Here is a 24550-nt window from a genome sequence, read left to right on the forward strand (position 1 = left end):
GGAGCAAAGCGTATGAAGGTCCAGAGAAATGACTTGGGTAAAGCCGCAGCGCTACTCGCACTTTATCTCCTGTGCCACGCTGTCGGCGCACAGTCTCCTCGAGTTGAAACACCCGGATCGCATGCAATGGCCAGCGGCAGCAAGGCTACCGCAAGTTCAAACGCATCTACCACACCCCTCACCGTCGTAGATCTCCCCATCGTAGAGCCCTACAAGATTGGCTGCGGAGACGTATTAAATATCTCGGTTTGGAAAGAGCACGACCTTAGTCCTACGGTGACAGTTCGCCCTGATGGAAAGATCTCGATGCCTCTGGTCGGCGAGATGACCGTGACCGGACTGACACCCAACGATATTGAGCAACTGTTACGGACACGCCTCGCTAGCATCGTGGTAGATCCAAGGGTTACAGTCACAGTCGCGGAGATTCACAGCCGGATGGTCTACATCACCGGCGAGGTAGCACGCCCAGGGGCCTACCCTCTCAACTCACCTCTGAATGTATTGCAGCTTATTGCGCAGGCTGGGGGGCTCACCCAATTTGCGGCTCGTAAAAAAATCACGGTCATTGCACCTAACTCATCTGGGGCCGGCGTAAGGCTTGACTACAACAAGCTCATTCATTCGCCTAACTCCAGCCAGGCCATGTGGCTTACACCGGGAACGACGGTGGTTGTTCCATGAACAACCACCAACATCGTCGTCACTCCTGGAGCAGTCTCGGAGGGCTGTCTATTTCTTTGCTAGCGCTCTCTAGTGTTGCGATATCGGCAGCGCAGTTGCCTGTAATTGCCGATACCCACAGCATGCCTCGTGTCGCCGAGGGAAGCTACTACACGATGCAATGGTTAGAGCCATCGCTATCGGTGAGCTCCGGATATGACACCGCCGCCGATGACATCCCGGATGCATCGGGAGGTTTAGTCACGGTAGAAGGAAAGCTCGGTGTTAATCTTCGACACGAACGGTCGAACCTGATGCTCCAACACGACGGTCAGGTCGTCGACTCAATCGATACCGGCATTGGCGTACAGCAGTATCAGAGAACATCCTTAGTCTTTGCGGATCGGGCATCGCGTTCTACCTCGTGGAGCTTCCTGGCGGAAAACGGCTATGGGTCAGACGCGGCACGCGATGTCGGCAACCTGAATACCGCAACGCTGAATACGGTCAAAGTTCCCGACACCAACACAGTCGCCTTCGGCAACGTGACCGGCAACACTCTCACTGACCGTGCCCTCCTTGCTCTCGATCATCAACTGACCGCGGTGCGGACACTGTCGCTTGGTGGTGATGCGACCTTTCATCATTACTTTGATCAGGGCGTGTCCGATCAGCGTTACAGCGTCAATCTTGGACTGCGGACGGATCTTAGGAATGACATCACCGTCGGTGTCAGAGCAGAGGGGGTTCGAGAAAGCTACAACCATCTGGACTGCACAACGGCATCGATAACGGCATTTACAGACCTTTCTTTCAATCGAGACACACTCCTGCAGGGAGGCATCGGACCGATCCTGGGCTCAGCTGAGTGCTCAGGAAACTATCAGTACAACGTCACGCTAAGTAAGAGCACAATGCGTGGAACGACCGTCTATCTCGGCAGTACGCGCCAGGTCAGCGATGGATTCGTGAATCAATCCACGTGGGAAACCGCAAACTTCGGTGGAGTCTCTTTGGGACAAACACGAACTGCATTAATCAATTTAGACGCAGGTTATGCACATTATGAGATCGGTAATCCCACGCCGGCCAATCCCAACCTTCATGGCTATTTTGTTTCCGGTGAGCTCCGGCACCGGCTCAGCAATGATTCCGAATTGTCATTAACAGCACGGTACTTCTCTCGTGGCCCCAGCCCAGTAGAGCTTTCCCGTGGAGTCTTCTTACTCACATACCGCTGGGCGCGGGAAGAGCGGCCAACGAGAACGTTCGATTCTGGAGGTAGGTAATGAGAAATTCTAGTCCTCCCCTTGAAGTAGGGATAGCGCGATGGATTGAAGTGATGCGGAGGAATCTGCTTCTTGCTTCTATCGTTGCACTTGGAGTCTTCGGCATCGCGGCTGTGGTCATCGCAAAGCTTCCAAACGTTTATCGTGCGGAGACCCGCATCCTGGTTAATCCTCAGCGCATTTCAGACAAGTACGTAAGCTCGACTGTTTCGATGGGCCCTGCGGAGCGCCTCAATACGCTTAGCCAGCAAATTCTCAGCACATCACGGCTCGAAGCCATCACAACCGAGCTGAATCTTTATCCCAAAGAGCGGCAGGCGTTAGGGCGCGATCGGGTGATAGATCTCATGCGGCACCACATCACCATCGATCTGAAACAAAGCTCTGACGGTCCAAGCGCCTTCACGATCTCATACACAGGTGGCTCCGCTCAGGAGGTTGCCACCGTCACCAATCGTCTCGCCGCATCCTTCATCGATTGGAATCTTCGCGACCGGGAGCAGGAGGCCCAGGGCACGACGTTGTTTTTGGAAAAAGAGTTAGCAACCAGCAAATCTGAGTTAGACGCCCTCGAAGAGCGGCTAAGGGTCTACAAGGTGCAGCACCTCGGCCAGCTTCCCAACGAGCTCGACGCCAACCTGCAGACGCTCTCACGTTTACAAGTTCAGCTCCAGGCAAACTCCGACGCTCAAAACCGGCTTGACCAGCAAGCTCTGCTGTCCAGATCCGGATCGTATGATGCTTCGGGCGAACAAGGCGAAAATCCGCAGGCCGGCCTCCGTAGTCAGCTCGTCGCCCGTGACGTACAGGCTCATCGTGACCTTGCCGAGTTGCATTCCCACTACACAGCTGCTCACCCGGACGTTATCAGCAAAGAAGCGGAAGTAGCTTCGCTAGACGCCCAACTAACACAAACTCCAGCGTCGGTATCGAGCAGAACCAGGCGCTCTGGTTCCGTTGCCTCTCCCGCCGATGCGCAGGAAACCTCAATCCATCACAGTAGGGATCACCTCGCTGCCGAGCAGCGCCAGATAGAGTCATCGATTAATAACTATCAATCTCGAGTCAACGGTGTTCCAATCCGCGAACAAGAGATCTCACAACTGCTTCGCGACTACGATACCGCGAAAGAGCACTACCGTTCCCTGCTCGAAAAGACTTACACGGCGCAAATGTCTATGGAACTGGAGCGTGGCCAGGAGGGCGGCAGCTTTACATTGCTCGATCCTGCGCAGGTACCAGATGCGCCGATTGGACCGAATCGTCCTGTCTTGTATTCGATGTTCCTGGTCGCATCCCTTGTGGCTGGTCTTCTAGTGATCGCTCTTCGCGAGCGGCTGGATAGCACCGTCAAGTCGGACGGAGAACTTCATGACATCTTGCCCCACATCCCTGTATTGGGACTCATCCCTCGTATATCCAAAACCATTGTCAACCGCTCCCCAGCGCAACCAACTCTTCGGAGGGCCTCATGATCACTCTCAACCTCAGGGAGTATCAAACCATTGCACCGCATCTGGTGATCGCCTCGGCGTCGAACGGAGACGCGGGATCGCCCCACAAACATCAGGACACAATCGTTGACCGCCCTGCCGGCGATCGATCCGATGCGACCAATTGGCTGAACATGGTTCCGAAGCTGGAACGCCCGCCGCAAAAACACAGGACAACTCTCGCCTTCGAGTCCGGCGCAGACAGTCGCGCTTGTGAGCAGTTTCGCCTCATGCAGCATCGCCTTGTCACTGCCAGGCCGACGGGTGGCGTTGTGCTGATTACCAGCCCCGGTGCTGAAGATGGCAAGAGTCTTAACTGTCAAAATCTGGCGTGGGCGCTGGCGGAGGCCGGGCACAAAACCCTTCTGTTGGATCTCGATCTACGACGCCCGTCGCTACTGACGTCTTTAGGCGGTGTCTGTCCACAGAGTATCGAGCAGGTCCTTAAGGGAGAGGTCACGCCCGAAGCAGCGATTCGAGCAGTTGGCGATCTGCCGCTTTACATTATTGGTCTCGATAAAGCGGTATCTAAACCAGTCCCGCTCTTGAGAGCACCGGAACTATCGAATTTATTGAAGTGGGCCCAGAAGAACTTTCAATGGGTTCTCCTGGATGCGCCGCCCGTTCTCCCCGTTGCAGACGTTGAACAGTTGCTTCCACGTGCAGATCTCGTACTTATGGTCGTTCGCGAACGTGTTACTCGACGGGCAGCGGTGCAACGCTCTGCTGAAATGCTCGGCGAACATCTCAGCTCTTTAATCTTCAACGATGTCACCATGTCCATCGCCGCTGGCTACGGAGCCAACTACGACCGCGGCTACAGATAAATCTTTCAACGACCGGTATCCGGCCGTAAGTCACAGCAATTCGAGGCGCCAAATGAAAGCACTCATTAACACCTTCATACGGGTCACATCCATCCGCAACGGAGGCATCCTAGCCGCACTCCTGGTTCTACTGGGCATGGGGAGCCAGGTCCTGGCTCAAACTCAAGACCTGACCGTCGTCGTCCTCGTCAACTCCACGGCGACGAGCGACTACAACACCAATAAAACTACGCCGGGCACCTATCAAATGGGGCCGGAGCGCTATTTCGTCCATCTTCAGATACCTTATCGAATTATCGATGTTAGCCAGACCGCTCCTCCCGATCTCACAACCGTTCAGCTCATCATCGCCGGCCACGCTCATCTCTCGCTCAACGCCACCTGGCAGAACGCCATCGCGACGGCAGTGCAGGGCGGCACCGGCTTCGTGAACCTTGATACCGACCCTTCGGTCGGACTTCAATCCCACATTCAGAGGATCTTTGGAGCCACCGGCTCTACTGTCGGCGATGATCAAACAAGTGTGGTCATCCCCGCCGCAGTGCAAGTCGGCGGAGCCACGCCACACTACATCGCCGCACTTCAGATGCACTGGGCAGGCGATCCCGCTGGCGACATCACCTACACGTACCACGGCAACGGTGTCACCGTCGTTCCGTCTGATGCGACGCTACTCACCGGCGCCACGGGAACAGTCGTCGCTCGTCTCGGCACGGATCCGCTCATCATCGCCACGACCTTTGGAGCAGGTCGTGCCGTCGACTTCACTGACTACGACTACATGCGCCAGGATCGCTTCGGCTTCGTCGAAGGTGCCGACGATCTCTTCTGGCGGAGCATCGTCTGGGCAGCTCGGAAACCATTTGTTCTTCGTGGATACCCACGTCTTTCCGCCATCCAGATGGATGACAACGAGACCGGCATCATGTCTCGCATTCCTGATATGTGGAGCACCACGCTTACTGGAGCCGTCGCAAGCGATGGTACAGGCGGCCCATGGAAGCCGCAGATTAACATGCAGCTATCGGGACTTACTGGGCCTGGCGGTGAGCGCGCGCAGATGATCACCGCTATCCAGGCCGGTCAAGTACACGCCTCAGCTCACGGATTGAACTATGGCTCCGGCGGAGATTTGTACTGGAATCTCACCGTCCCCAACACAGACGCGCAGTGGCAGGCAAACGTCACCTCAGCGCTGCAGTGGATCACCGAAAATGGTGGAACCGATACGTTCCCAACCCTCAGCCGTTCGATGGTGGCCCACTACTGGGACATCTCCAACAACGCCGGCTACGAGATGTACAACAGTCTCGGGATACGTTACGTTACCTCGCCACAGGCTCCCGGGGCATACTATTTCACAGTTCCTAAAACACCCGCGCAACGTATACCGCTTGGTCCCTTCCGCATCTATGAGCAGCCGCCCATCTATACAGGAGATGAGGAAGAGACCTTCCCTTTCTTCTTTGCCGACGACCTCACCATCGGCAGCGTGAGCGGAAAGCCCGCTCAAACCTTCTTTGCCTTCGGCAGCCAGGTGGGCTTGTCCGCGGGGCGCTTCGCACGTCCCGATGCGCTTTGGCCCAGCACAACCAACGACTCCACCGTGGCCCAAAGCCTCAATCAGTGGGAGTACTACATGTGGCGCTTCTGGTCTGGGATGGCACCGGTTCAGATCTACACGCACGATGGCGATAACCTGGAATACTCCACCGTCGCAGATCGCCAGTCCTTCATAAAGCAGTTGTCCCAGTGGTTCAGCACGAACCACGGCCAACATACTTTTATGGACAACATGGGTGACTATCTGCGCGCACGCAATCATTCACTGCTGTCGACTGCCTCACTCAACAGTACATCGATTACGCTGAACTTCACCGGGGCTGCAACAGATGCCGATGGCCATCTCATCGACACCAAAACTTACATCTTCTATGGAGATAACGAAGGAACATTTCTCGATATACCAGGCTTCGCCAACGGCGCTACCTACAGCTTCCCCAACACGTATCCGGCCAAGCTTCAGCTTGATCCGCTCACGCTTTCGTTCGCCGCAACCACAGGCACTTCCGCCCCAAGTCAGACGATCACAGTAGCGAATGCCGGTTCTGGTGCTATCAGTTGGACCGTAACCAGCAACGCCGCCTGGTTGACTGCGACTCCGAGCAGCCGTACATCGGCCGGAACTACTGTAGTCAGTGTCGCCAGCAGTACTCTTGCCGCCGGCACCTACACCGGGACACTAACGTTCACTGCAACCGGCGCGCTCAGCAGCCCGCAGACGGTTCCAGTTACGCTTGTGGTCGCCACACCATCCCTTGTTCCTTCTCCCACGTCCGTTTCCTTTAGTGGAACCGTTGGCGGCGCTGCTCCGACTGCCCAGACTGTCGCCATCAACAATCCAGCCGGAACAAGCCTCACATGGACCGCCAGCTCCGATTCAACATGGCTCAGTGCGACTGTAGTTACTGCCGGAACACCGGGCTCAATTTCGGTGTCGGTTGTACCAGGCACGCTTACGCTTGGCACTTACACAGGTAACATCACGCTCACACCATCGTTGAAGACCATAGCAACCGTCAAGATCCCCGTCACCTTCCTGCTGTCTGGCGTGATCGATGCGCCATCAACAGCAAACCTTAACGCCTGGACAGTGTCTCCACTCGGCAACTCCGCCGGCTGGACATCCTCTGGTGGTTCCATTCACTACAACGGAGGCGGCGAATCCCAGTTGTACACCGGCTCCTCAACCTGGACCGACTACGACCTCAACGTAAACCTGACGCTCGCTAACCTGTCGGATTATCCAGGCGGCATTCGGGCCCGCGTCAATCCAGCGACCGGGGCAGGATATGCGCTCTGGATGTATCCGGCAGAACACACTCTCACGATATACAGCGTTGTTAACTGGGCGATCGGCAACGGATATACCACGCTGTCCAGCACAAGTAACATCACGTTCGACACCAACCCGCACACACTCCGCTTGAGTGTCCACGGCACGCAAATTTCCGCTTACTTTGACGGCGTTCAGGTTCTGACCGTCGCCGATAGTACCTACTCTTCCGGAGAGATTGCGCTCGATCCATCCAATCAGCCACTGGCCTACAACAGCGTGACTGTAAATAGCACATCAACGCAACCTGCATCGTTCTCGGCTTCGCCCACGCCTCTTAGCTTCACCGCAACGGCCGGCACGGCGAACCCACCAACCCAAACGGTAGCACTTACCTCTTCCCCTTCTCCTGTTACATGGACAGTCACAAGCAATGCAAGCTGGCTAACCGCATCGCCTACTTCAGGAACCACGACACCAGGCAGTACTTCGGCAGCAGTCAATATCTCTGGACTCACAACAGGAAGCTACAACGGCATACTGACCTTCACCCCGTCAGCGGGCTCGCCGGTCCAGGTACCCGTCACACTCACGCTCACGGCAACGTCGTCCGCAACGCTCGCCGTAACTCCAACAACGCTGGATATCTTCAGCGCTGTCGGTTCATCCCCTCCACCAGTCACGCTTACGGTCGCCAACACGGGTACTGGGAGCATGCCTTGGACAGCTTCGAGTAATCTCGTTTGGCTAACACCTTCGCCTGCCAGTTCGAGCGGAGCGGGACCCCTGACACTGACGCCATCCACTGGAAACCTACCCAGCGGTAACCAAATGGCAAATGTAACGGTAACGGCTCCGGGCGCTGCAATGAGCCCCATCACCGCGACCATCACACTTCACCTCGGTACGTTGATCTTTAGCGACAACTTCGCCAACGGATCTACACAGTGGTCTCCGTCTCCTCTTGGTCTGGCAAGCAACTGGACCGTAGCAAACAATGCCTTCAACTACAACGGCAACGGTCACACGCAACAGTATGCGGGCAGCCAGTCGTGGGCGAATTACATCGTCTCCACAGGCTACAAGCTCTCAAATCTCTCGGACTACCCGGGCGGTCTGCGAGCACGCGTGAATCTCACCAGCGGTGCTTCCTATACGGCATGGGTCTACCCTGCCGACCACGTCATCAAGCTGTTCCTGACCAGCGGCTGGAATATCGACACAAGTCCACTCACGCTCCTGGGCACATCGCCGGTGATCTTGTTCGACACGAACGTGCACATGCTCCGCATCGCCGCGATCGGCAATCAGATCACGGTCTACTACGACAACACCGCGGTCATCACGGCCACGGATTCCACTCTACCGACCGGAGCAATTGCGTTGGATGTCTCATCGCAGCCGGTCAGCTTCAGCACCGTAAGCGTAATTCAGCAGTAACGTAACCGGCGGAGGCCAGCGGCATGAGCAACCCGACCCAATTGAAAACCGAACCGGAACACCAATACCAAGCCGGTTCGAGTGGATCGGGTGCTCAGCCGCGAGTGCTGGCACCGATCATCGTGTCCGCCCTCCTCTCTTCCGCCTGGATCTATCTGGCCTTCTTCAAGCCGTTACCTCGGGTAGAAGGTCTCCTCTTCACTTCGCTCGCCGCGCTGTGGTGCGGCGGACTCTTCACCGCAGTAACCGCAAGCGCACGTTACTGGAGCCCACAGCCTGCTTCCCTCGGTCCTCTACGTACTGACCTCGCCAGATGCTCATTTGCCTCCGTAGTCTTTCTTATATTCATCCCCGAATACGTTGCGCGTGTTCCACCAACCGCTCTCCGCTCCAGCCTGCTTCTGGCATCCGTCGCTATACTCTGGATTACCCTCTGTATCTGTAATATTCAACGCGCGCGCGGAGAGCGACTCCAAGCAAAAACTGCACACGCGTTCGGGCTTACAGCGATCGCCGTTTTGTTTACCGCAGTCACGGCTTTGGCGATTCGAAAGTATTGGGCTTTCTCTTACGTTGGCCAGGACCTCGCCTACTTCGGCCAGTTGATGCACACTACGCTTCACGGTCATCTGTTTTGGGGAAACTTACTCCAGGACCTCCTTTATTCCCGCCCAGTCACGACTGATTTCGCCGGTCACAACTCGCCGATCATGTTTCTCCTGCTACCGTTTTACGCAGTCGCACCCAGCCCGGTCACTTTGATCGTCGTTAGAAATATAGTTCTCTTTAGTTGTGCCCTACCTGTATTCCTTATTGCACGCAGCAGGATGTCCACCACCACTGCGTATCTGTGGGTCTTCGCATTTCTACTCACACCCGCCATCCTGTATCAGTCAGTCTTTGACTTCTATCCCCTGACTTTGGTCGCGCTTCCATTACTCTTCGCAATTTATTTCTTTCTGGAAGACCGCTTCATGGCTTTCACGATCGCGATCGCACTCACGCTACTCGTTCGTGAAGATCTCGTCTTCGTTGTCTTCGGCTTGGGGTTGCTGGCTATCGTTCGCCGTCGCCTAATAAAGTGGGCACTCCTGCCAATCGTCGCTGCAACGCTCTGGGCGATACTGTCTTTCCTTGTCGTCCTTCCCAAAGGCCTTCATGGTGCCAGCTTCGTAACAGATACGTGCTTCGCTCATCTGGGCAAGTCACCCTCTTCCATGCTGCATAACATCCTCCACGACCCGCGAGGCACTGTTCTCATTCACGCCAACATCGTCTACCTCAAGACGCTATTAAGTCCGACCGCGATTATCGAATCCGTCGTAAATCCGATCTCTTCCCTCTCGCTTCCGTACCTCGGCATCAATCTCCTGGCTGGCGGAGGCCGTTGCATCACGACTGTAATCTACGCACAATACTCGGTTATTCCAGCAACATTGCTGTTCGTAAGCGCTCTCCTCACAGTGATCTCCCGGCAGAGGTCGAGCCGGGTCGCCACGGCGGCCCGGCTCGGAACACGTTCGGACAACGCCGCTCCGCTTCTCCTTATTGCCCTTAGCTTTTGCAGTCTCGTCTTCGTAACCGGAGCGCAGCAGGTCGACGATCTGAGAGAGCATCCCTGGAATCCCGAGGCCCGCAAGGTCTTGGCACTCATCCCAGCGAATGCCTCCGTCGCCGCTCCTCGTTATATGCTCCCTCACCTCGCCAATCGCGACTGCCTGTACCAGACGCACCGGCTTCTCGAATATCACACCGCCCACTACGAGTACCTTATCGTCGATAGAGATTGGGAACACATCAACGCAGCGGAGCAGTATGCTGCCGAGTACAAAGCCGTAATCTCCGACGCATCCACAAATCCGGCACTGCAGACCATCTACTCCAGCCCGCAGTTTCTGGTCTACAAAGACCCCTCCATGCATGGCCTATCCTGCTGGCCTGATGCCGGCATTCATCGGGGGCAACCATGAGCCAGTCCCCCTCTCTTCTGCGAGACGTCAGGCACTATCTTTCGGGTAAGGTCTTCCTCATCCTTCTCGGCTTCATCTCATTCCCCATCATGACGCGCATGCTCTCTGTCGCGGATTTTGGAATCGTGTCGCTAACCTTGCGCATCGCCCTCCTGCTGACAGTCCTCTCCAAATGCGGCCTGCAGTACTCCGCTGCACGTTTCTACGATCATCAAGTAGCAACCCCGTCCCACGCGGCCTCGCAGAAGTTCTACACCACGCTGGTCTCTGCTCCCGCTCTCATCACCTTTGTAGTCGTAGCAATCTACTATCTCCTCATCGCCTCGATCAGGCATCGCATTGCGGATCCTCTCTTCTACAACTGTCTGCTTCTGGTTCCGGCAGTCGTTGTTCCGCGCACCCTGCAATCCGTCCTCCTCTCGTTCCTTCGCAACGAAGGCCGCAGCCTGCTCCATAGTGTGCTTGAAGTATGTACAAAGGCCCTCACCATATGCGGGTTCTTCGCCCTGATCTTTGGGAATCTCCGCAGCGCGTTCTACGTGCTTGCGATCACCGCAATCGCTGAAGGAACGATCGTCCTCTGGCAGCTCGGAACGCTTGTATGGCGTCGCATGATCCACTTCAGCGCGTTGGATGTTGGGTTCGTTCGCTCGGCAGTGCTCTTCGGAGCTCCACTGATTGCATACGAGCTTTCGAGCATCGTGCTCGATTCAGGCGATCGTCTCCTCATCCGCCACTACCTCGGAGACATCTCTCTCGGCTACTACTCCGCCGCCTACAACGTCTCCAGCTATTTACAGGACACTCTGGTTACGCCGCTAAATCTTGCGATCGTTCCTATCTATATGCGCCTATGGAACCCCAAGGATAGTTCACCCATCCGCCGCTTTCTCTCCCAGGGGCTTTCATGGTTTGCGGTAGCAGCCTGTGCGATGACAGGCCTCGCTATCCTCTGCTCAAAAGATGCCATTGTCATCGTTGCATCGGCCAAGTTTATTGAAGCCAGGCATCTGCTTCCAATTCTCATTCCAAGCCTGATGATCTACGGCGCCCACATCTTTCTTACTGTCGGCCTCATCCTTGAGAAGCGCACCGCAGCGATGGCAGGCCTTGTAGCTCTGGCGGCGGTGGTCAACGTGCTTCTGAATATCATTCTCATTCCGCGCATCGGTCTGGCCGGCGGCGCCTGGAGCACGCTTCTGAGCTACGCACTCCTCATCGGACTTTTGGCCGTCATCAATCAACGGATACTCCCTCTTCAGTTAAACTTTCGGCTCATGCTCCAGGCTGCACTCGCAACAGTTGTAGCCGCCGTGCCCGCGTCGCTGATTCACACAGGCTTCCCCATTGTCAGTCTCGCACTGAGGTCCTCACTGTTTCTCCTTTGCTTCACACTTGCGCTCGCAGTCATGTCTCTGCCCTTCCGAGAGGCTGCCCGTGCCATCCTCATGCGTAAAAGCATGCCATTAGCGCTACCCCTCGGTACTGGAGGCAATGCATGACGCTGCTCGCATTCATATTCGAGTCAGCGCCTTCAGCTGGTAACTTCAGCGGCCGTGCGCTTGTCCTCTACGCTCTCGTGGTGATCTGTGCGTTTCTGGCGCTCACCTGGAAGGCTGAGATCGGTATCTACATCCTCACGCTGCTTCTCCCGCTGCAAACAACCAGGTACCACCTGCACGCATTTCCACTTGGCGCGAACATCGTCGATATTCTTCTCGCATGCTCACTCCTCGGTCTGTGGATGAGGCCAAACAAACTCAAGGAACCGCATCCCTTTGTACTGCGCTTCGTCATTGCCCTCGCCATTTTCTACTACATATCGCTCTGGCGCGGGGCTTTCTTCCTTGGTACTCCCCTTCCATTCTGGTTCAAGGACGCACGGTTAGTTGACTACAAGAACTTCATGGTTCTCCCACTCCTCGCATACACCACCTATCGGATTATCCGTACCAGGCAACAGGTTGCAATCGTAATCTTTTTAGCGTGCGTATCCTCTCTCCTGGTCGACTACAGCTACCTCAAGAGTTCCCTGGGACGCGACTTCACTCACTACTCCGAAGAGGCACGTGACGCTGGCCCCCTGGGCTACGCTGGAGAAAACGGCCTGGCCTCTTACGTCGTCGAGATCACGGCTTTCATGATCCCGATGCTCGCCCTGAAACGCCGGTGGCTAGCAGTTCCAGTCAGCTTTCTTTTGGCGGCAAATTTCTGTTGCATCCTCTACTCCTACTCAAGGGAAGCCTACCTGGCTATCGCGTTGGCCTTGCTCTTTCTTGCCGTCGCCAAATTCCGATGGCTTCTCATACCTCTGCTCGCTGTTGCGTTTACGTGGCAGGCAGTCATGCCCGTCGCGGTGCAGGAGCGCATCAACATGAGCTACGCACAGAAGGACAGCGGAGAGGCAGCTCAGCTCGACGCATCGGCACAGGAGCGCGTGATGCTCTGGACCGATGCCCTGACAATCTTCCACGAAAACCCAGTCGTTGGTACAGGTTTTCTGACCTACGCGAACATGAACCGCGTGGGCTCCTACAAGGACACACACAACTTCTACCTCAAGATGCTCGTGGAAACCGGCATCGTCGGACTCGCTCTATTCATTGCACAACTGTTTCTCTTCTGCCGGCAGGGTTTCAAGCTCTACCTGTCGAAGTCGTCCCACTTCTTATCGCTCATCGGGCTCGGATTCGCTGCCTTGATCCTGGCAGCGGCGGTCGTAAACATCTTCGGCGATCGTTGGATGTTCACCCAGGTCGATTCCAACCTATGGATCTTCCTAGGCTGCGTCATGGCAGCCCCCGCCATGACGCAGCAGACCGCTACAGAGGAATCCGAATCGGTTCTTGCTGGTGTTCAGCCTTCTCTTCCTCCCCCCAGATTTGTCAGGGTTAAATCTGCATCTCTGCCCGGCGATCGAGCACACGCCACCCCCTACGTCCTCGCTTCGCCAAAACTGACGAGGGATGGACTATGACCGCCCCCACAAGCACCGATCTCCGCGCACCGTCTCGCGCTTCAGGCGTAGCGGATACTGATTTATCGGATACCCAGAACCTCCCCTGCATCCTCTTTATCGTGGATCAACTCACAGAATTAGGTGGGGGTGAGCGTTCGCTCTTCGAGATCGCAAAGGGGCTTCCGGCCTTCGGCTACCGGAGCCTGATCGTTACCTTCCGCGACAATCCTGCGCCTGCGGCATATTTTCTCTGCGACAACATCACCATTCTTCCACTTGCATCCTGCTTCAGCTTCAAGGCGCTTTTCACGGCGCTCCAACTACGGCGGATCATCCTTCGTGAACAGGTCACGGTGGTCCATACTTTTTTCGAAAGCTCCGACATTTTCGGTGCCGTGGTAGCCCGGATCAGCGGCGTCAAACATCTCATCTCAAGCCGCCGCGACATGGGTATCCTGCGTTCTTCCAAACACCAAATTGCCTATCGATTATTGGCCCCCCTTTATAGCGCTGTCATTACCGTCTCGGACACTGTGCGCGATTGGCACAGGCAAACAGACAATATAGCGGAAGACAAGATCAAAACGATTCATAACGGTTTAGCTCTCGACCGTCTCCAGCCACGGCAGCCGGCTAAGACAGTTCGCGATCAACTGGGGGTAGCATGCAGCTCGCCACTCGTCACAACCATTTCGAATATCAATCCATGGAAAGGCGTGGACGTCTTTGTCTCGACCGCCGCTATCGTCCTAGAACAGCATCCTGAAGCCATGTTCGCCGTCGCCGGTGACTGGACGGATCTGGACCACCTCCATGCGCTTCAAGCGGCGGCCTCAACTCTTGGCATCGCTGACCGCATGCTCTTTCTTGGTCGCGTCGATGACATAGCAGCTCTCCTGCTTGCCAGTGACGTCTTTGCACTTCTGTCCCGCTCTGAAGGCATGCCGAATGTGGTTCTCGAAGCCATGGCGGCCGGTCTGCCCGTTGTCGCAACCGCCGTTGGAGGAACCCCGGAGGTAGTCGTCGATGGGGTCACCGGCTATTTAGTCCCCAACGAAGACTCCGAAGCTGCCGCAGAGCACATCGGACAGCTGATCTCCGATCCGTACTTGCGCGCTCGCATAGGAGACGCCGGGATCACGCGTATTCACAACCACTTCAGCCTGGAAAAGATGATACGTTCCCACGTCGATCTTTACGATTCACTGCTTGCAAGGCAATCAAAGGAGCAACCATAAGATGGCACGCATCGTCTTCCTGACATCCTTCGGCCTTCTCCTCTACACCTATTTGGGATATCCATTGTTCCTTGCACTCCTCAGCCTCTTGTTTCGCAGGCAGGCAACGCTCCCCTCTACAGATTTCACGATCAGCGTGGTCATCTGTGCTCGTAACGAAGCACATGGTATAGGCAACAAGCTTGAGGACACGCTCTTACTCAACTATCCCTCTGACCAGCTTCAAATGATCGTCGTATCGGATGGATCTACAGATGAGACCTGCAAGATCGTAGAAGGCTTCGCGGATCGCGGCGTCGAACTTATCGTGCTTCCTCATCAGCGTGGCAAGACCCATGCGCAGAACGTGGCAGTCCGCCAGGTTCGCGGCGACATCGTCGTTTTTTCTGACGCTACAACAAAGTACTCGGCGGATGCACTGCAGTATCTCGCAGGAGTATTTATGGATTCCGATGTCGGTGCTGTCTCCGGTCGCTACCTCTACGTAAACCCGAAGACTCACTCCACAACCACCGCGGGAGCAAAGACCTACGCCGGCTTCGACAACACCATCCGCTCGCTGCAATCCCGCGTCAACAGCATCACTGGCTGCTGTGGCTGCATCTATGCGGTTCGCCGCGCCCTCTATACAGATCTTCGCGATGACATTATCAGCGATCTGGTGCAGCCGTTATATGTGCTGCGCAAAGGATTTCGCGTGAAGTATGAACCCAGAGCCATCGCGTCAGAAAGTGCCACCAGCTCGCCCAGACAAGAGTTCTCCATGCGTGCTCGCGTGGTCGCCCGCGCTCTCATGGGCCTCCTCAGCGTCTACGAACTTCTGCTGCCGTGGCCGCATCCCTGGTATGCATTTCAATTGTGGTCGCACAAACTACTCCGCTTTGCAACGCCTCTCCTCTGCATGGGCATCTTTCTCTCATCTCTTCTGCTTTGGCACTCACACATCATTCAGTTGTTCCTGGCTCTCGAGGCGTCCTTGCTTGTGCTGGCATTTATTGCGGCATTGGTCCCTCGAAGCAACCGCCCTCGCATTCTCGCGCTTCCACTCTATTTCATGACCGTAAATGCGGGCATGGTGGCAGGCATCGTCCAACTGCTTCGCGGAAATCGGCATGTGATCTGGCAACCAGAAAGAGAGAAAGCGAATGCGAACAGCTGAACATTTTGCATCCAAATCCAGTAAGTCCAGTCCCAGCATATTGGGCCATCTCCGCTCCTCGCTTCGACACGCATCCGTTCAGGCATTGAGAATCGCGGGTGAACTCCGGGCCGCCCGTAAGTCGGTTGCTGCTTCCGGGGATCGGGTCGTACTTACATTTCATCGCATCGTACCCGACAAGGAAATCGCTCTCTGCCGTTCCCCGCGCGGCATGGTCTTGCGCGAATCGATCTTCGCCCAGGTCATTGAATATCTCAAATTCTCAACGTCTATTGAGGCTCCCGAGAGAGTGGAGTGGCCCCACTACCGAACGGGACGTCCGCAGGTCATCCTTACATTCGATGATGGGTGGATCGACAATCTGGATATCGCTCTCCCCTATCTCACGTCCGCCGGGATACGCGCTTGTTTTTTTATGACGACCGGATTCGCAGGTCAAGCTGAGCCCTTCTGGCCTGAGCGTCTGCACGGGATATTCGACTCATTGCGTCGGGCAAACATGCTCCCTCTCCTCCAGGAAGAGATGCATGAACTGGAATCTCGGTCGGACATCCCCAGCCCTGCGATGAATGGCTCGACTAAGTTCGAAGAGATACTGACCTGGCTAAAGCAATTTCCCACCGACACAATATCTCAATGGCTTGACTCACTTCAAAACCACCTTTCGCCGATCGTACCGAATCTTCCGGCTGGCACTATCTTCGATCCACGCGAGCGCCTCATGGACTGGGATGAACTCCAGCAGTTGGCAGCCGCCGGCCACACCATCGGATCTCATACCCGCAGTCACGCGCTACTCACTCGGCTTGATCCCCATGCCATCCGCGAAGAGCTACTAGTCTCCCGAGAACATCTGCGTGAACATCTTCATCCCAGTAACGACGCTCCAATTTGGCTCTCCTATCCCAATGGAGACGCGTCTCACGCCATCGCCGCTTCTGCCCTGCGGACCGGCTACAGTCGTGCCTTCCTTAACTCGCCGGGTCTCTGGCGCAAGAGGACGTCACAGATGCTGATACCCCGCGTCAACGTATGGGATGGGACGGTCACGGGCCGCTCAGGAGACTTCAGCCCGGAGCACCTCGAGTATTCGCTCTTCTGGAAGACAGCCCGCACTCACACGAAATATAAATAAATAATATTAGATAAATGAATATAAATAATAGGGGTCTAAGAATGCGACAGCGCATCCGCAGCTGGAGCCAGTTGCAGCTTTCCTCGATCTTCCAGTAATCCCTTCAACATGGCTTCGAAACGTTTCGCGGCCTGCTCCACCGTAAACTCCTCCACCGCTCTCTTCGCACCCGCTCGTCCCATCCTGCTACGAAGTTCAGAGTCAGTACAAAGTTTATGAACGGCCGCAGCAATCGACTCGACGGAATCCCCATCGCAACGCAGCCCGGTGATTCCGTCCTCGATCGCAGCAGCGGTCCCTCCTGCCGTTCCACCAATCACGGGAAGACCGCAGGCATTCGCCTCTAGAAAAACCACTCCAAAACCTTCTGTATCGCCATCGATCTCGCGATTTGGTTGCAGAAAGAGGTCCGCGGCCTGGTAGAGCCCGGCAACCGCATCGTCTTCCACAAATCCCCTAAAGTCGACTCGGCCTTCGATCCCCAACTCCTTCGCCAGACGAACTAGATTCCCCTGTTCTTTCCCGCGCCCGGCGATGACATAAATCCAGTTCTCAGGCAGCCCGTTCGCCGTATGAAGATGAGCCAAAGCTCGCAGCGCTTGATCGATCCCCTTTCGCGGGTCCAGCCGCGCGAGCGTCAGGATCACACATTTGTCTTCCCACCCGATCACTCGCCGCAAGGCCGTTCGATCCTCCGGCACACGAAACCTTCGTGTATCCACAAAGTTCGCCAACAACTTCATCTTGTGGGGATCGCAGCCTGACAACTCACAACTTAGCGAAGCGGTGTAGTCGCTGACCGCGATGTTCAAGGCCGCCGACCGCAGAGAGCGCATCTGCACCCATCGCATCCAATGCATCAGCACCGCCGGACGCACCTGCATCGTCAGTTCTTCCCCATGCAAATAGTTCACCATCGGCGTCCCCTCTGAATGCCGCATCGCTAACCATGCCGCCGAGTAGGTTCCTCCGCACACAATCAAATCCGGCTGCAACTCCCGCACCAGGGCGTCCCATTCGCTTCGGCCGCGCTGAAAGAATCCATACAGTTGCACAAGCAAGCCGACCAAAGGGAGATCCCGCAGTCCGCGCCTCTTCCCCGCCGCGTGGCGCAGATGAAACTCAAAGGCGTCGATTCTTCTTACCTCAAATCCGAAGTCGCGTCGCGCGATCTCATCCCACCCGGTCGCGTCTTCGTCACGCAAACCATGGCGGTCAGCTACGACTACGATTCGATAGCCGGGAAGCCGCTGCAGCAAACCAAGATATACCTGCACCACGCCACCATAGTAGACAGGCGGAAAGTAAGGCGCCGCAAACAGTAGCACAGGACGAGCGTCCGTCCCAGCGTTCAATTCACACCGCCCGTCGATAAAACACTTGTAACGACAGGCGTTTGTCTCTGGCTCACCACCTGCGCCGGCACTCCCATTACCGTCGAATACTCAGGCACATCCTGATTCACCATCGAGTTCGCTCCGATCCTCGCTCCATCTCCCACGATGATCGGCCCTATGAGCACAGCACCCGTGCCGATGAACACGCCATCTCCAACGATGGGAACACCGATGCCGCCGACGCCCCGCGTTCCCATCGTCACCCGATGCGCGAGATCGCAGTTTTTCCCAATCACGACCTCGGGATGCAAGGTGATACCTCCTGCATGCGCAATCAGTAGCCCCGGACCAATCTTCGCTCCCACATTCAGCCTCATCTCCAACAAAACCTCAAGAACTAAAGCCCCTGCGGAATGCAGAATACGGAACGGCATTGAAAAGACTCTCGATCTGTCTCTTCTATAAATGACTCGTCCTAAGCGATACCAGAATATGCACCACACCGCAGGATTGCGCAAAATCGTGCAAGTACCTTCTCCATAGGCACGATAGCGAGACATATCCTGCTTAAAGTCATTCAGCATCGTAAGCCGTACTCCTATAACTTCAGGGCCTCTCAGAGTCTTCGACCGCGAGATGTAACAACATCCTTAGCGGAGATCTTTACTTGAAGTTCTGCAAGTGACGTGCCGAATCCTCTCTCCTCTACTATGTTTCGCAATACTCGATCTTTTTATTCGGTGAGACCGCCGTATTGAGCTCTTTGGCCGCTAACCTGCAGCGGAACAGGTGAGAGACTTATGCGGATCACTTCTTACCGGGGGGATGTCCTACCCCTATTCGTGCTCATCGTATTCATTGCGAGTTGCGCAAGGGTAATCCACCCCAGCGCATTGGCCATGTCGTCGGACACGAGCGGCACGACCAGCACAGGAAGTCCGCCTCACATCAACTACACCGACATCAACGTCGGCTCGAACACCGGCGGAGATACAGGAAACGGCGTCTACGTTCGGATCTTCGGGGCGAACTTTGGTTCGTCGCAAGGCTCAAGCCTGCTCACGTTGGGCGGAAAACTCATCACGAATTGCAGGCTCTGCTCCTGGACCAACAATCAAATCATTGCCCAGCTGGGACCAGCCGCAAAGACCGGAGACATCCATGTCGACGTCGCTGGTGCCCATTCGAATGGCGTACCCTTCACCGTCACCCCCACAACAATCCTCTTCGTCGCTGCAAACGGATCAGACTCAAACCGGGGAACCTTTGCCACGCCCTTCAAGACCTGGCGCGCTGCCTTTAACTCCGTCACCGATACTGACTCACACCCTCCGAAACAAAACACTGTCATCTACCTCGAACCTGGAGCCGTTGTGAACTTCGACGATGGACGCGGATATAGCGCAGTCCTATCGACCGATATCGGTGGCACTTCGCCCATCAAACAGCTCTCCATCGTTGGATTCCCCGGTGGCACCGTCAACGTCGGCAGCACCTCTGTCACAGACGGCGTTCATGGCTGGGGTTCCTATCTCACCATCGCGGATCTCACCATCGTTGGAAAGGTCTCCGCGATCGACGCTGAGAAAGGGAATGTACGCATCATCAACAACAGCCTGTCCTGTCCCTCACCTCCAACCGGCGTCGGAGGAGCCGCCTGCATCCTTGCTGAAACCGACACCCCAACCGACAGTTGGGTCTTCCAGGGCAACAATGTCCATGACACCGGGGGTAACGTCGACAAGACTTATCACGCCATCTACTTCTCTTCAAATGCCAATCACGTGGAGTTCGGGTGGAACAACATCGGTGCAAACTTCCTGGGATACTGCCGCAGTGTCCTCTTCCACGCCACCACAGGCGCCAACCTCTTCGATCTGCACGTGCATGACAATCAGATCGCCGGCGGCTACTGCGACGCTATCAGCTTCGCCTCGGTCAATCCATCCGCAGGCACCGTCGAGGCCTACAACAACGTAATCACGCACGTCGCTATCGCTTCAAATCCCTATGGAACCGCAAACGAAGCCGGCATCGCCATCAACTCCGATGCCTCGCCAGGAGCGAGCGGCACCGTCTACGCCTACAACAACACGGTTGTCGACGCCGGCGAATACACCATCGGCCACCAGAACGGCTGCTTTGGCGTGGTCAGCCCAGGGGTATCTCTCGTCCTTACAAACAACATCTGCATGCAGCCCAGTGCCGCTCAGCCGTACATCGAACCGAACAGCACAGGAGTCAGCGGCACCAACAATCTATGGTACGGAGCGGGACCTGCACCCAGGTTCGATCCACAACCAGTCATTCTTGCTCCACGCCTGGTATCGGCAACCGGCTTCGCCCTGCAGGCAGGATCTCCCGCCCATGCCGCGGGGACGATGACTCGGGTATCTATCTTCGACATCATCGGGACACAGCGAAGTCCCGCCCCGTCCATCGGCGCCTACGAGTAGACCGCCGTGCGCCGCAGCCTCTTCGGCGAGCGGAAAGTGGATACTTCTCCTCTGCACAAAACGAATGGTATCGGCGCCTGCTGATCGACCTGAAAGGGTACGACTCGGGCCATATCCGCCGCAGTGCGCCTGAAAGTTTATTCGATCCAACTCAATATATCTTCTCGAAAGCCCATCAAGCACATGACGAGGGGATCGAGATTGTGACAAAGATCACTGCATGACCGGTCGAGTAGTATGAGGATTGGGGAATGACAGGTAATGCTTTACTCCATCCACTGAAGCCATATTGCCGAATTTGAAGCCATATTGCCGAATTCTGATTGTTTCCTCTCTCTTCGCCTGCCGTAGAATGCAGCTCAGATAGCCGATCAGGCTCGCGCAGCAGACGACTCCGACGCTTCGTTACGCTGGCCCCTCACAACCGGGATGAAAAACTGGGCTTGGAAACAACCGCAATCAAAAAGAAATACCCTGCAGCGCCCACGATCGAACGCGCTCTATCCAGCGCATGTACGAATTACGAATAGTGCTGGGCGGCTTTAGAGAGAAAGCTGACGAACAATGAGCAATAGACTCAACATCAATGTAGACGCAATCAAAAAGCGACTTAACAGCCCAGACGAACTTCTTGAGCCAGCAGGGGAGCGGGCGGCCACTCTCTCGGAAAACGAGAATGAACGATTCTCCAAGGCAATCCAGGCTCTGCAGAAAGCATCACCCGCCCTAGAAGTCTTAGTCTCTGCCGTTGAACACGCTCACGATGCAATCATCGTGACTGAAGCCGGCCAACTCGATCCGCCGGGGCCGCGCATCGTATACGTAAATGAGACCTTCACGAAGACAACAGGTTACACCTTTGATGAAGCGTTTGGACGCTCACCGCGCATGCTCCACGGACCAAAGACCGATCGGGCTGCTCTCGACCGTATCCGCAAGGCGTTGACCTGTGGGGAGTCAATCCGAATAGAACTCGTCAACTATCGGAAAGATGGGAGCGAATTCAACGTGGATCTATCGATAGCGCCGATGAAGGACGAAAATGGGTGGTTTTCTCATTTTGTGTCGATCCGGCGAGACGTTACAGAACGGGACTACCTTCGCAAGAGACTGCAAGAGAGTGAAGACCGGGTACGCGCTCTAACGGAGGCCATCCCTCAACTCTCGGAAACAGCTATCATACCTAAACAAATTAAGCAATAAAAATTAGATAGAAATCCAAACAACCCAAATTAGCGTTGTTAATAATAGGAATTTGTATGCTTTTCTTGTTGCTTATAGTGTAAGTTGACTGTTGCTTATAGTAGAATCTGGCCTACCAGCAGACAAAGAGAGGGATTTTTACTCTTAGAAGAGTTTGTGGACACAATCCTCCCCAACCCCTTCCTGGTGGGACATTCGGCTTCCATTGCAGAGCAAACGAGTGCTGACAGTACGTTTTTAGCCACAATGTTTCTGCAGTTCAGGCCGAACTCGGGAGTTTCTTATGCTGAAATGTCTCAACTGCCCACAACTTGGGAAGAATCCGTTTTGTAGTCTCGGTTCCGACGCACAAGCATTCCTGGAAGAGTCCTCAACAGAACTCAGCTATCCCCAGGGAAGCATCATCTTTCGCGAAGGCGATCAAAGTCACGCTGTATACTTCCTCTGTTCTGGGAAGGTCAAGCTTTGTGCGTCCTCGAAAGATGGTCGAACCATGATTCTCCGCATTGCGCAGGCCGGCGAGGTCCTGGGTATAAGTGCCGCACTTGCAAAGGGAGAATTTGAGGTGACGGCCGAAGTATTGGAACCGTCTTCTGTTCGTGTTCTAAAAAGCAAAGATTTTGATCAAATGCTCCACCGTTATGAGGAAGCGGGCGCTGCAGCCGCAAAGTCGCTGGTACGCGACTATAAGGCAGCCTTCGACGATGCCAGGATGCTTGCCTTATCCAGCTCTGCGAAAAGTCGACTAGCTATGCTAATCCTTAGTTGGAGCGCCACGAATGCGAAACTTCCGGTCCCCGCAGCCTTCATTAAAATGACATTTACTCATGACGACCTTGGGGCAATGACCGCAACGTCCCGAGAAACCATGACCCGAGCTCTGGGACAACTGCAAAGGGACAAAATCATTGCGGTCCACGGAATTGCTCTCACGGTGCTGAATCCATCGGCTCTTGAAGCGTATGCCACGTCATGAGCCCGTTTCTTCATGCCACAACGGTGACGGCAGCACACGGCTAAAGCAAATCTCCTGTAGGTGTATAGCGAAACCACGGCACTTATGGCCGTTTTTCGCCAGAAAACGGCACTGCACGCCCGATTCAACTCCCCGCTAACAGGAGATTTGCTCTAGAGCATCGTCTCGCGCATGGATCTAAGCCAGGTCCGAGCGATCTGCGCTCCGATCTAGCGAGACGAAGAGCAGCTAAAATTCGATGCCTCGTCGATGCTGCCAACACCCTTGTAGCGGGCAACCTGAGGATAGGGACAGAGAGGGCGGGTCCGGTCGATCTTACCCGCAGTCTTGTGGGCAGCGATGATCTGCTCAGGAGCCTTGCCTAATTCCACCCATTGCTCCATCACGTTGATCTTGTCGAAATTATCGGGGCCCTCGCCACCTGAGCAGTGTGCCATGCCGGGCGCCATGAAAAGACGGACCCAGTTTTGTTCTGTAACTTTGCTCTCTTCCAGCACCGCCTTGTAGAACTCAACGCTAGAGCCCGGGGCTACCTGCTGGTCGGCCCAGCCGTGATAGAGGAGCAGCTTCCCGCCGTGTTTCGCGAACGCTGTAAGGTTTGGATTGAGTTCGTCGATATCCTTATCGATTGCGTGCGCCTTGGCAGAATCACGTTCAAGGTCGAAGGTGCGCCAGTCCCAATTGGGATCCTGGTACACAACGTAGCGGAACTCATCCAGAAACAGATCCGCTGGTTGAGGCCCACCAGCGAGGCGGCCCCAGCGAAGTTCAGTTCCCGGCTCCACCCGTGGAAATAGAATCTGCCCTGTCCTGGTCGCAACGGGACTCGTTATAGTTTGGGCGGTTTGGACCTGACGTGTTGTAAGGCAATCGATGCCGTCCGCCGCTTTGCATTGCAAGCTCTTGAAGTCCACATTACAACTCTCTGGAGCTTCGATTAGCCCGTCCTTCAATCCGTCCTTTGCATCGCAGGCCTCAAGAACAGCGCGATGGATCATGGGGTACTTCGCCGCGGGGATATAGGCTTCAGGATCCTTAAAAGTCTGAACAGCCAACTCGAGCGCCCAGGAGTTTCGGCGGATGTTGGCTGGATCGCCCGCGATAATGCCGTTGAATTCATCCGGATAACGGGAGGCCTGCAGCAGACCTTCGCGTCCTCCGCCAGAGCAGCCGTTCCAAAAAGAGTAGCGCGGGTCACGACCGTAGAACGCATGGATGAGGGTCTTCGCTTCGACGGTCATCTCATGATCGGCGCGGTAGGCGAAATCGATGAGCTTCTCCGGATGGTTAACAATGAACGAAGCACTTGGGCCAGTGTGGCCATCGTCGGTGGCGCTTGTTGCATAGCCTCGACGTAGCGCGTCGGCCATCTCTCCGTAGGAGATGGAGCCACCCCAGCCGCCACTGCCTACGGCGATAAACTTACCGTTCCAGCGTACGGTGGGAAGCCATACTTCGATGCGAATGTCTGAGTCGGAAGTCGGCTTCAGATCTGCAGCGACACGACAGAAAGATGGCAGATCGCGAAGCGCATTTTCGCTTCCAGCAGGAGTCAAGTTGCCAGCTTCC

Annotated in this window: 17 protein-coding genes; 14 read left to right on the plus strand and 3 right to left on the minus strand. The window is 55.6% G+C overall.

Features of this window, described 5'->3' with window-relative positions; genetic code table 11:
- The first annotated feature begins 12 nt into the window (after positions 1-12).
- The 11 genes from HDF15_RS01030 to HDF15_RS01080 all read left to right on the plus strand — a co-directional run bounded on the left by HDF15_RS01030 (position 13) and on the right by HDF15_RS01080 (position 17009).
- Positions 13-684: a polysaccharide biosynthesis/export family protein gene (locus HDF15_RS01030; RefSeq protein WP_184252418.1), complete on the plus strand. Its 672-nt coding sequence runs from the start codon at positions 13-15 to the stop codon at positions 682-684.
- 122 nt (positions 685-806) lie between these two features.
- Positions 807-1952, plus strand: coding sequence for a hypothetical protein (locus tag HDF15_RS01035; protein ID WP_184252419.1), 1146 nt, complete (start codon positions 807-809; stop codon positions 1950-1952).
- Complete coding sequence (locus HDF15_RS01040; protein WP_184252420.1) at positions 1952-3427, plus strand: GNVR domain-containing protein; 1476 nt, start codon at positions 1952-1954, stop codon at positions 3425-3427. Before HDF15_RS01035 ends, HDF15_RS01040 begins: the two co-directional genes overlap by 1 nt.
- Entirely contained in the window at positions 3424-4272 is an 849-nt protein-coding gene (locus tag HDF15_RS01045; RefSeq protein ID WP_184252421.1) for a CpsD/CapB family tyrosine-protein kinase, read from the plus strand. Before HDF15_RS01040 ends, HDF15_RS01045 begins: the two co-directional genes overlap by 4 nt.
- A 52-nt stretch (positions 4273-4324) precedes the next feature.
- Positions 4325-8548 carry a BACON domain-containing protein gene (locus HDF15_RS01050; RefSeq protein ID WP_184252422.1) on the plus strand — a complete coding sequence of 1408 codons (4224 nt, stop codon included), beginning with the start codon at positions 4325-4327 and terminating at the stop codon, positions 8546-8548.
- A 23-nt stretch (positions 8549-8571) separates the two neighbouring features.
- A complete protein-coding gene (locus HDF15_RS01055) occupies positions 8572-10518 on the plus strand; it encodes a DUF2079 domain-containing protein (RefSeq protein ID WP_184252423.1) in 1947 nt (648 codons plus the stop codon).
- On the plus strand, positions 10515-12020 hold the full coding sequence (locus HDF15_RS01060; protein ID WP_184252424.1) for a lipopolysaccharide biosynthesis protein: 1506 nt from the start codon (positions 10515-10517) through the stop codon (positions 12018-12020). Before HDF15_RS01055 ends, HDF15_RS01060 begins: the two co-directional genes overlap by 4 nt.
- Positions 12017-13495, plus strand: a complete 1479-nt coding sequence (locus HDF15_RS01065; protein WP_184252425.1) for an O-antigen ligase — start codon at positions 12017-12019, stop codon at positions 13493-13495. The genes HDF15_RS01060 and HDF15_RS01065 overlap by 4 nt, the downstream gene beginning before the upstream one ends.
- Positions 13492-14715, plus strand: coding sequence for a glycosyltransferase (locus tag HDF15_RS01070; protein WP_184252426.1), 1224 nt, complete (start codon positions 13492-13494; stop codon positions 14713-14715). Before HDF15_RS01065 ends, HDF15_RS01070 begins: the two co-directional genes overlap by 4 nt.
- A gap of 1 nt (position 14716) precedes the next feature.
- Positions 14717-15874, plus strand: a complete 1158-nt coding sequence (locus tag HDF15_RS01075) for a glycosyltransferase family 2 protein (RefSeq protein WP_184252427.1) — start codon at positions 14717-14719, stop codon at positions 15872-15874.
- Entirely contained in the window at positions 15861-17009 is a 1149-nt protein-coding gene (locus tag HDF15_RS01080; protein ID WP_184252428.1) for a polysaccharide deacetylase family protein, read from the plus strand. The genes HDF15_RS01075 and HDF15_RS01080 overlap by 14 nt, the downstream gene beginning before the upstream one ends.
- Positions 17010-17044: 35 nt before the next feature.
- Here the strand turns inward: HDF15_RS01080 and HDF15_RS01085 are convergent, their stop codons facing one another.
- Both HDF15_RS01085 and HDF15_RS01090 read right to left on the minus strand, forming a co-directional pair.
- A complete protein-coding gene (locus HDF15_RS01085) occupies positions 17045-18364 on the minus strand; it encodes a glycosyltransferase family 4 protein (RefSeq protein ID WP_184252429.1) in 1320 nt (439 codons plus the stop codon).
- A complete protein-coding gene (locus HDF15_RS01090; RefSeq protein WP_260330751.1) occupies positions 18361-18780 on the minus strand; it encodes a serine O-acetyltransferase in 420 nt (139 codons plus the stop codon). Before HDF15_RS01090 ends, HDF15_RS01085 begins: the two co-directional genes overlap by 4 nt.
- 366 nt (positions 18781-19146) lie before the next feature.
- On the opposite strand from HDF15_RS01090, the gene HDF15_RS01095 reads away from it, so the two are divergent.
- The 3 genes from HDF15_RS01095 to HDF15_RS01105 all read left to right on the plus strand — a co-directional run bounded on the left by HDF15_RS01095 (position 19147) and on the right by HDF15_RS01105 (position 22981).
- Positions 19147-20802: an IPT/TIG domain-containing protein gene (locus tag HDF15_RS01095; RefSeq protein WP_184252431.1), complete on the plus strand. Its 1656-nt coding sequence runs from the start codon at positions 19147-19149 to the stop codon at positions 20800-20802.
- A gap of 564 nt (positions 20803-21366) precedes the next feature.
- A complete protein-coding gene (locus tag HDF15_RS01100; RefSeq protein ID WP_184252432.1) occupies positions 21367-22005 on the plus strand; it encodes a PAS domain S-box protein in 639 nt (212 codons plus the stop codon).
- Positions 22006-22288: 283 nt separating this feature from the next.
- Positions 22289-22981, plus strand: a complete 693-nt coding sequence (locus tag HDF15_RS01105) for a Crp/Fnr family transcriptional regulator (protein WP_184252433.1) — start codon at positions 22289-22291, stop codon at positions 22979-22981.
- A 209-nt stretch (positions 22982-23190) separates the two neighbouring features.
- Here the strand turns inward: HDF15_RS01105 and HDF15_RS01110 are convergent, their stop codons facing one another.
- Entirely contained in the window at positions 23191-24537 is a 1347-nt protein-coding gene (locus HDF15_RS01110; RefSeq protein ID WP_260330752.1) for a tannase/feruloyl esterase family alpha/beta hydrolase, read from the minus strand.
- Positions 24538-24550 lie beyond the last annotated feature (13 nt).

Origin of the sequence: Granulicella mallensis (assembly GCF_014203225.1) — a bacterium.
In the GTDB taxonomy this organism is placed as follows: domain Bacteria; phylum Acidobacteriota; class Terriglobia; order Terriglobales; family Acidobacteriaceae; genus Granulicella; species Granulicella mallensis_A.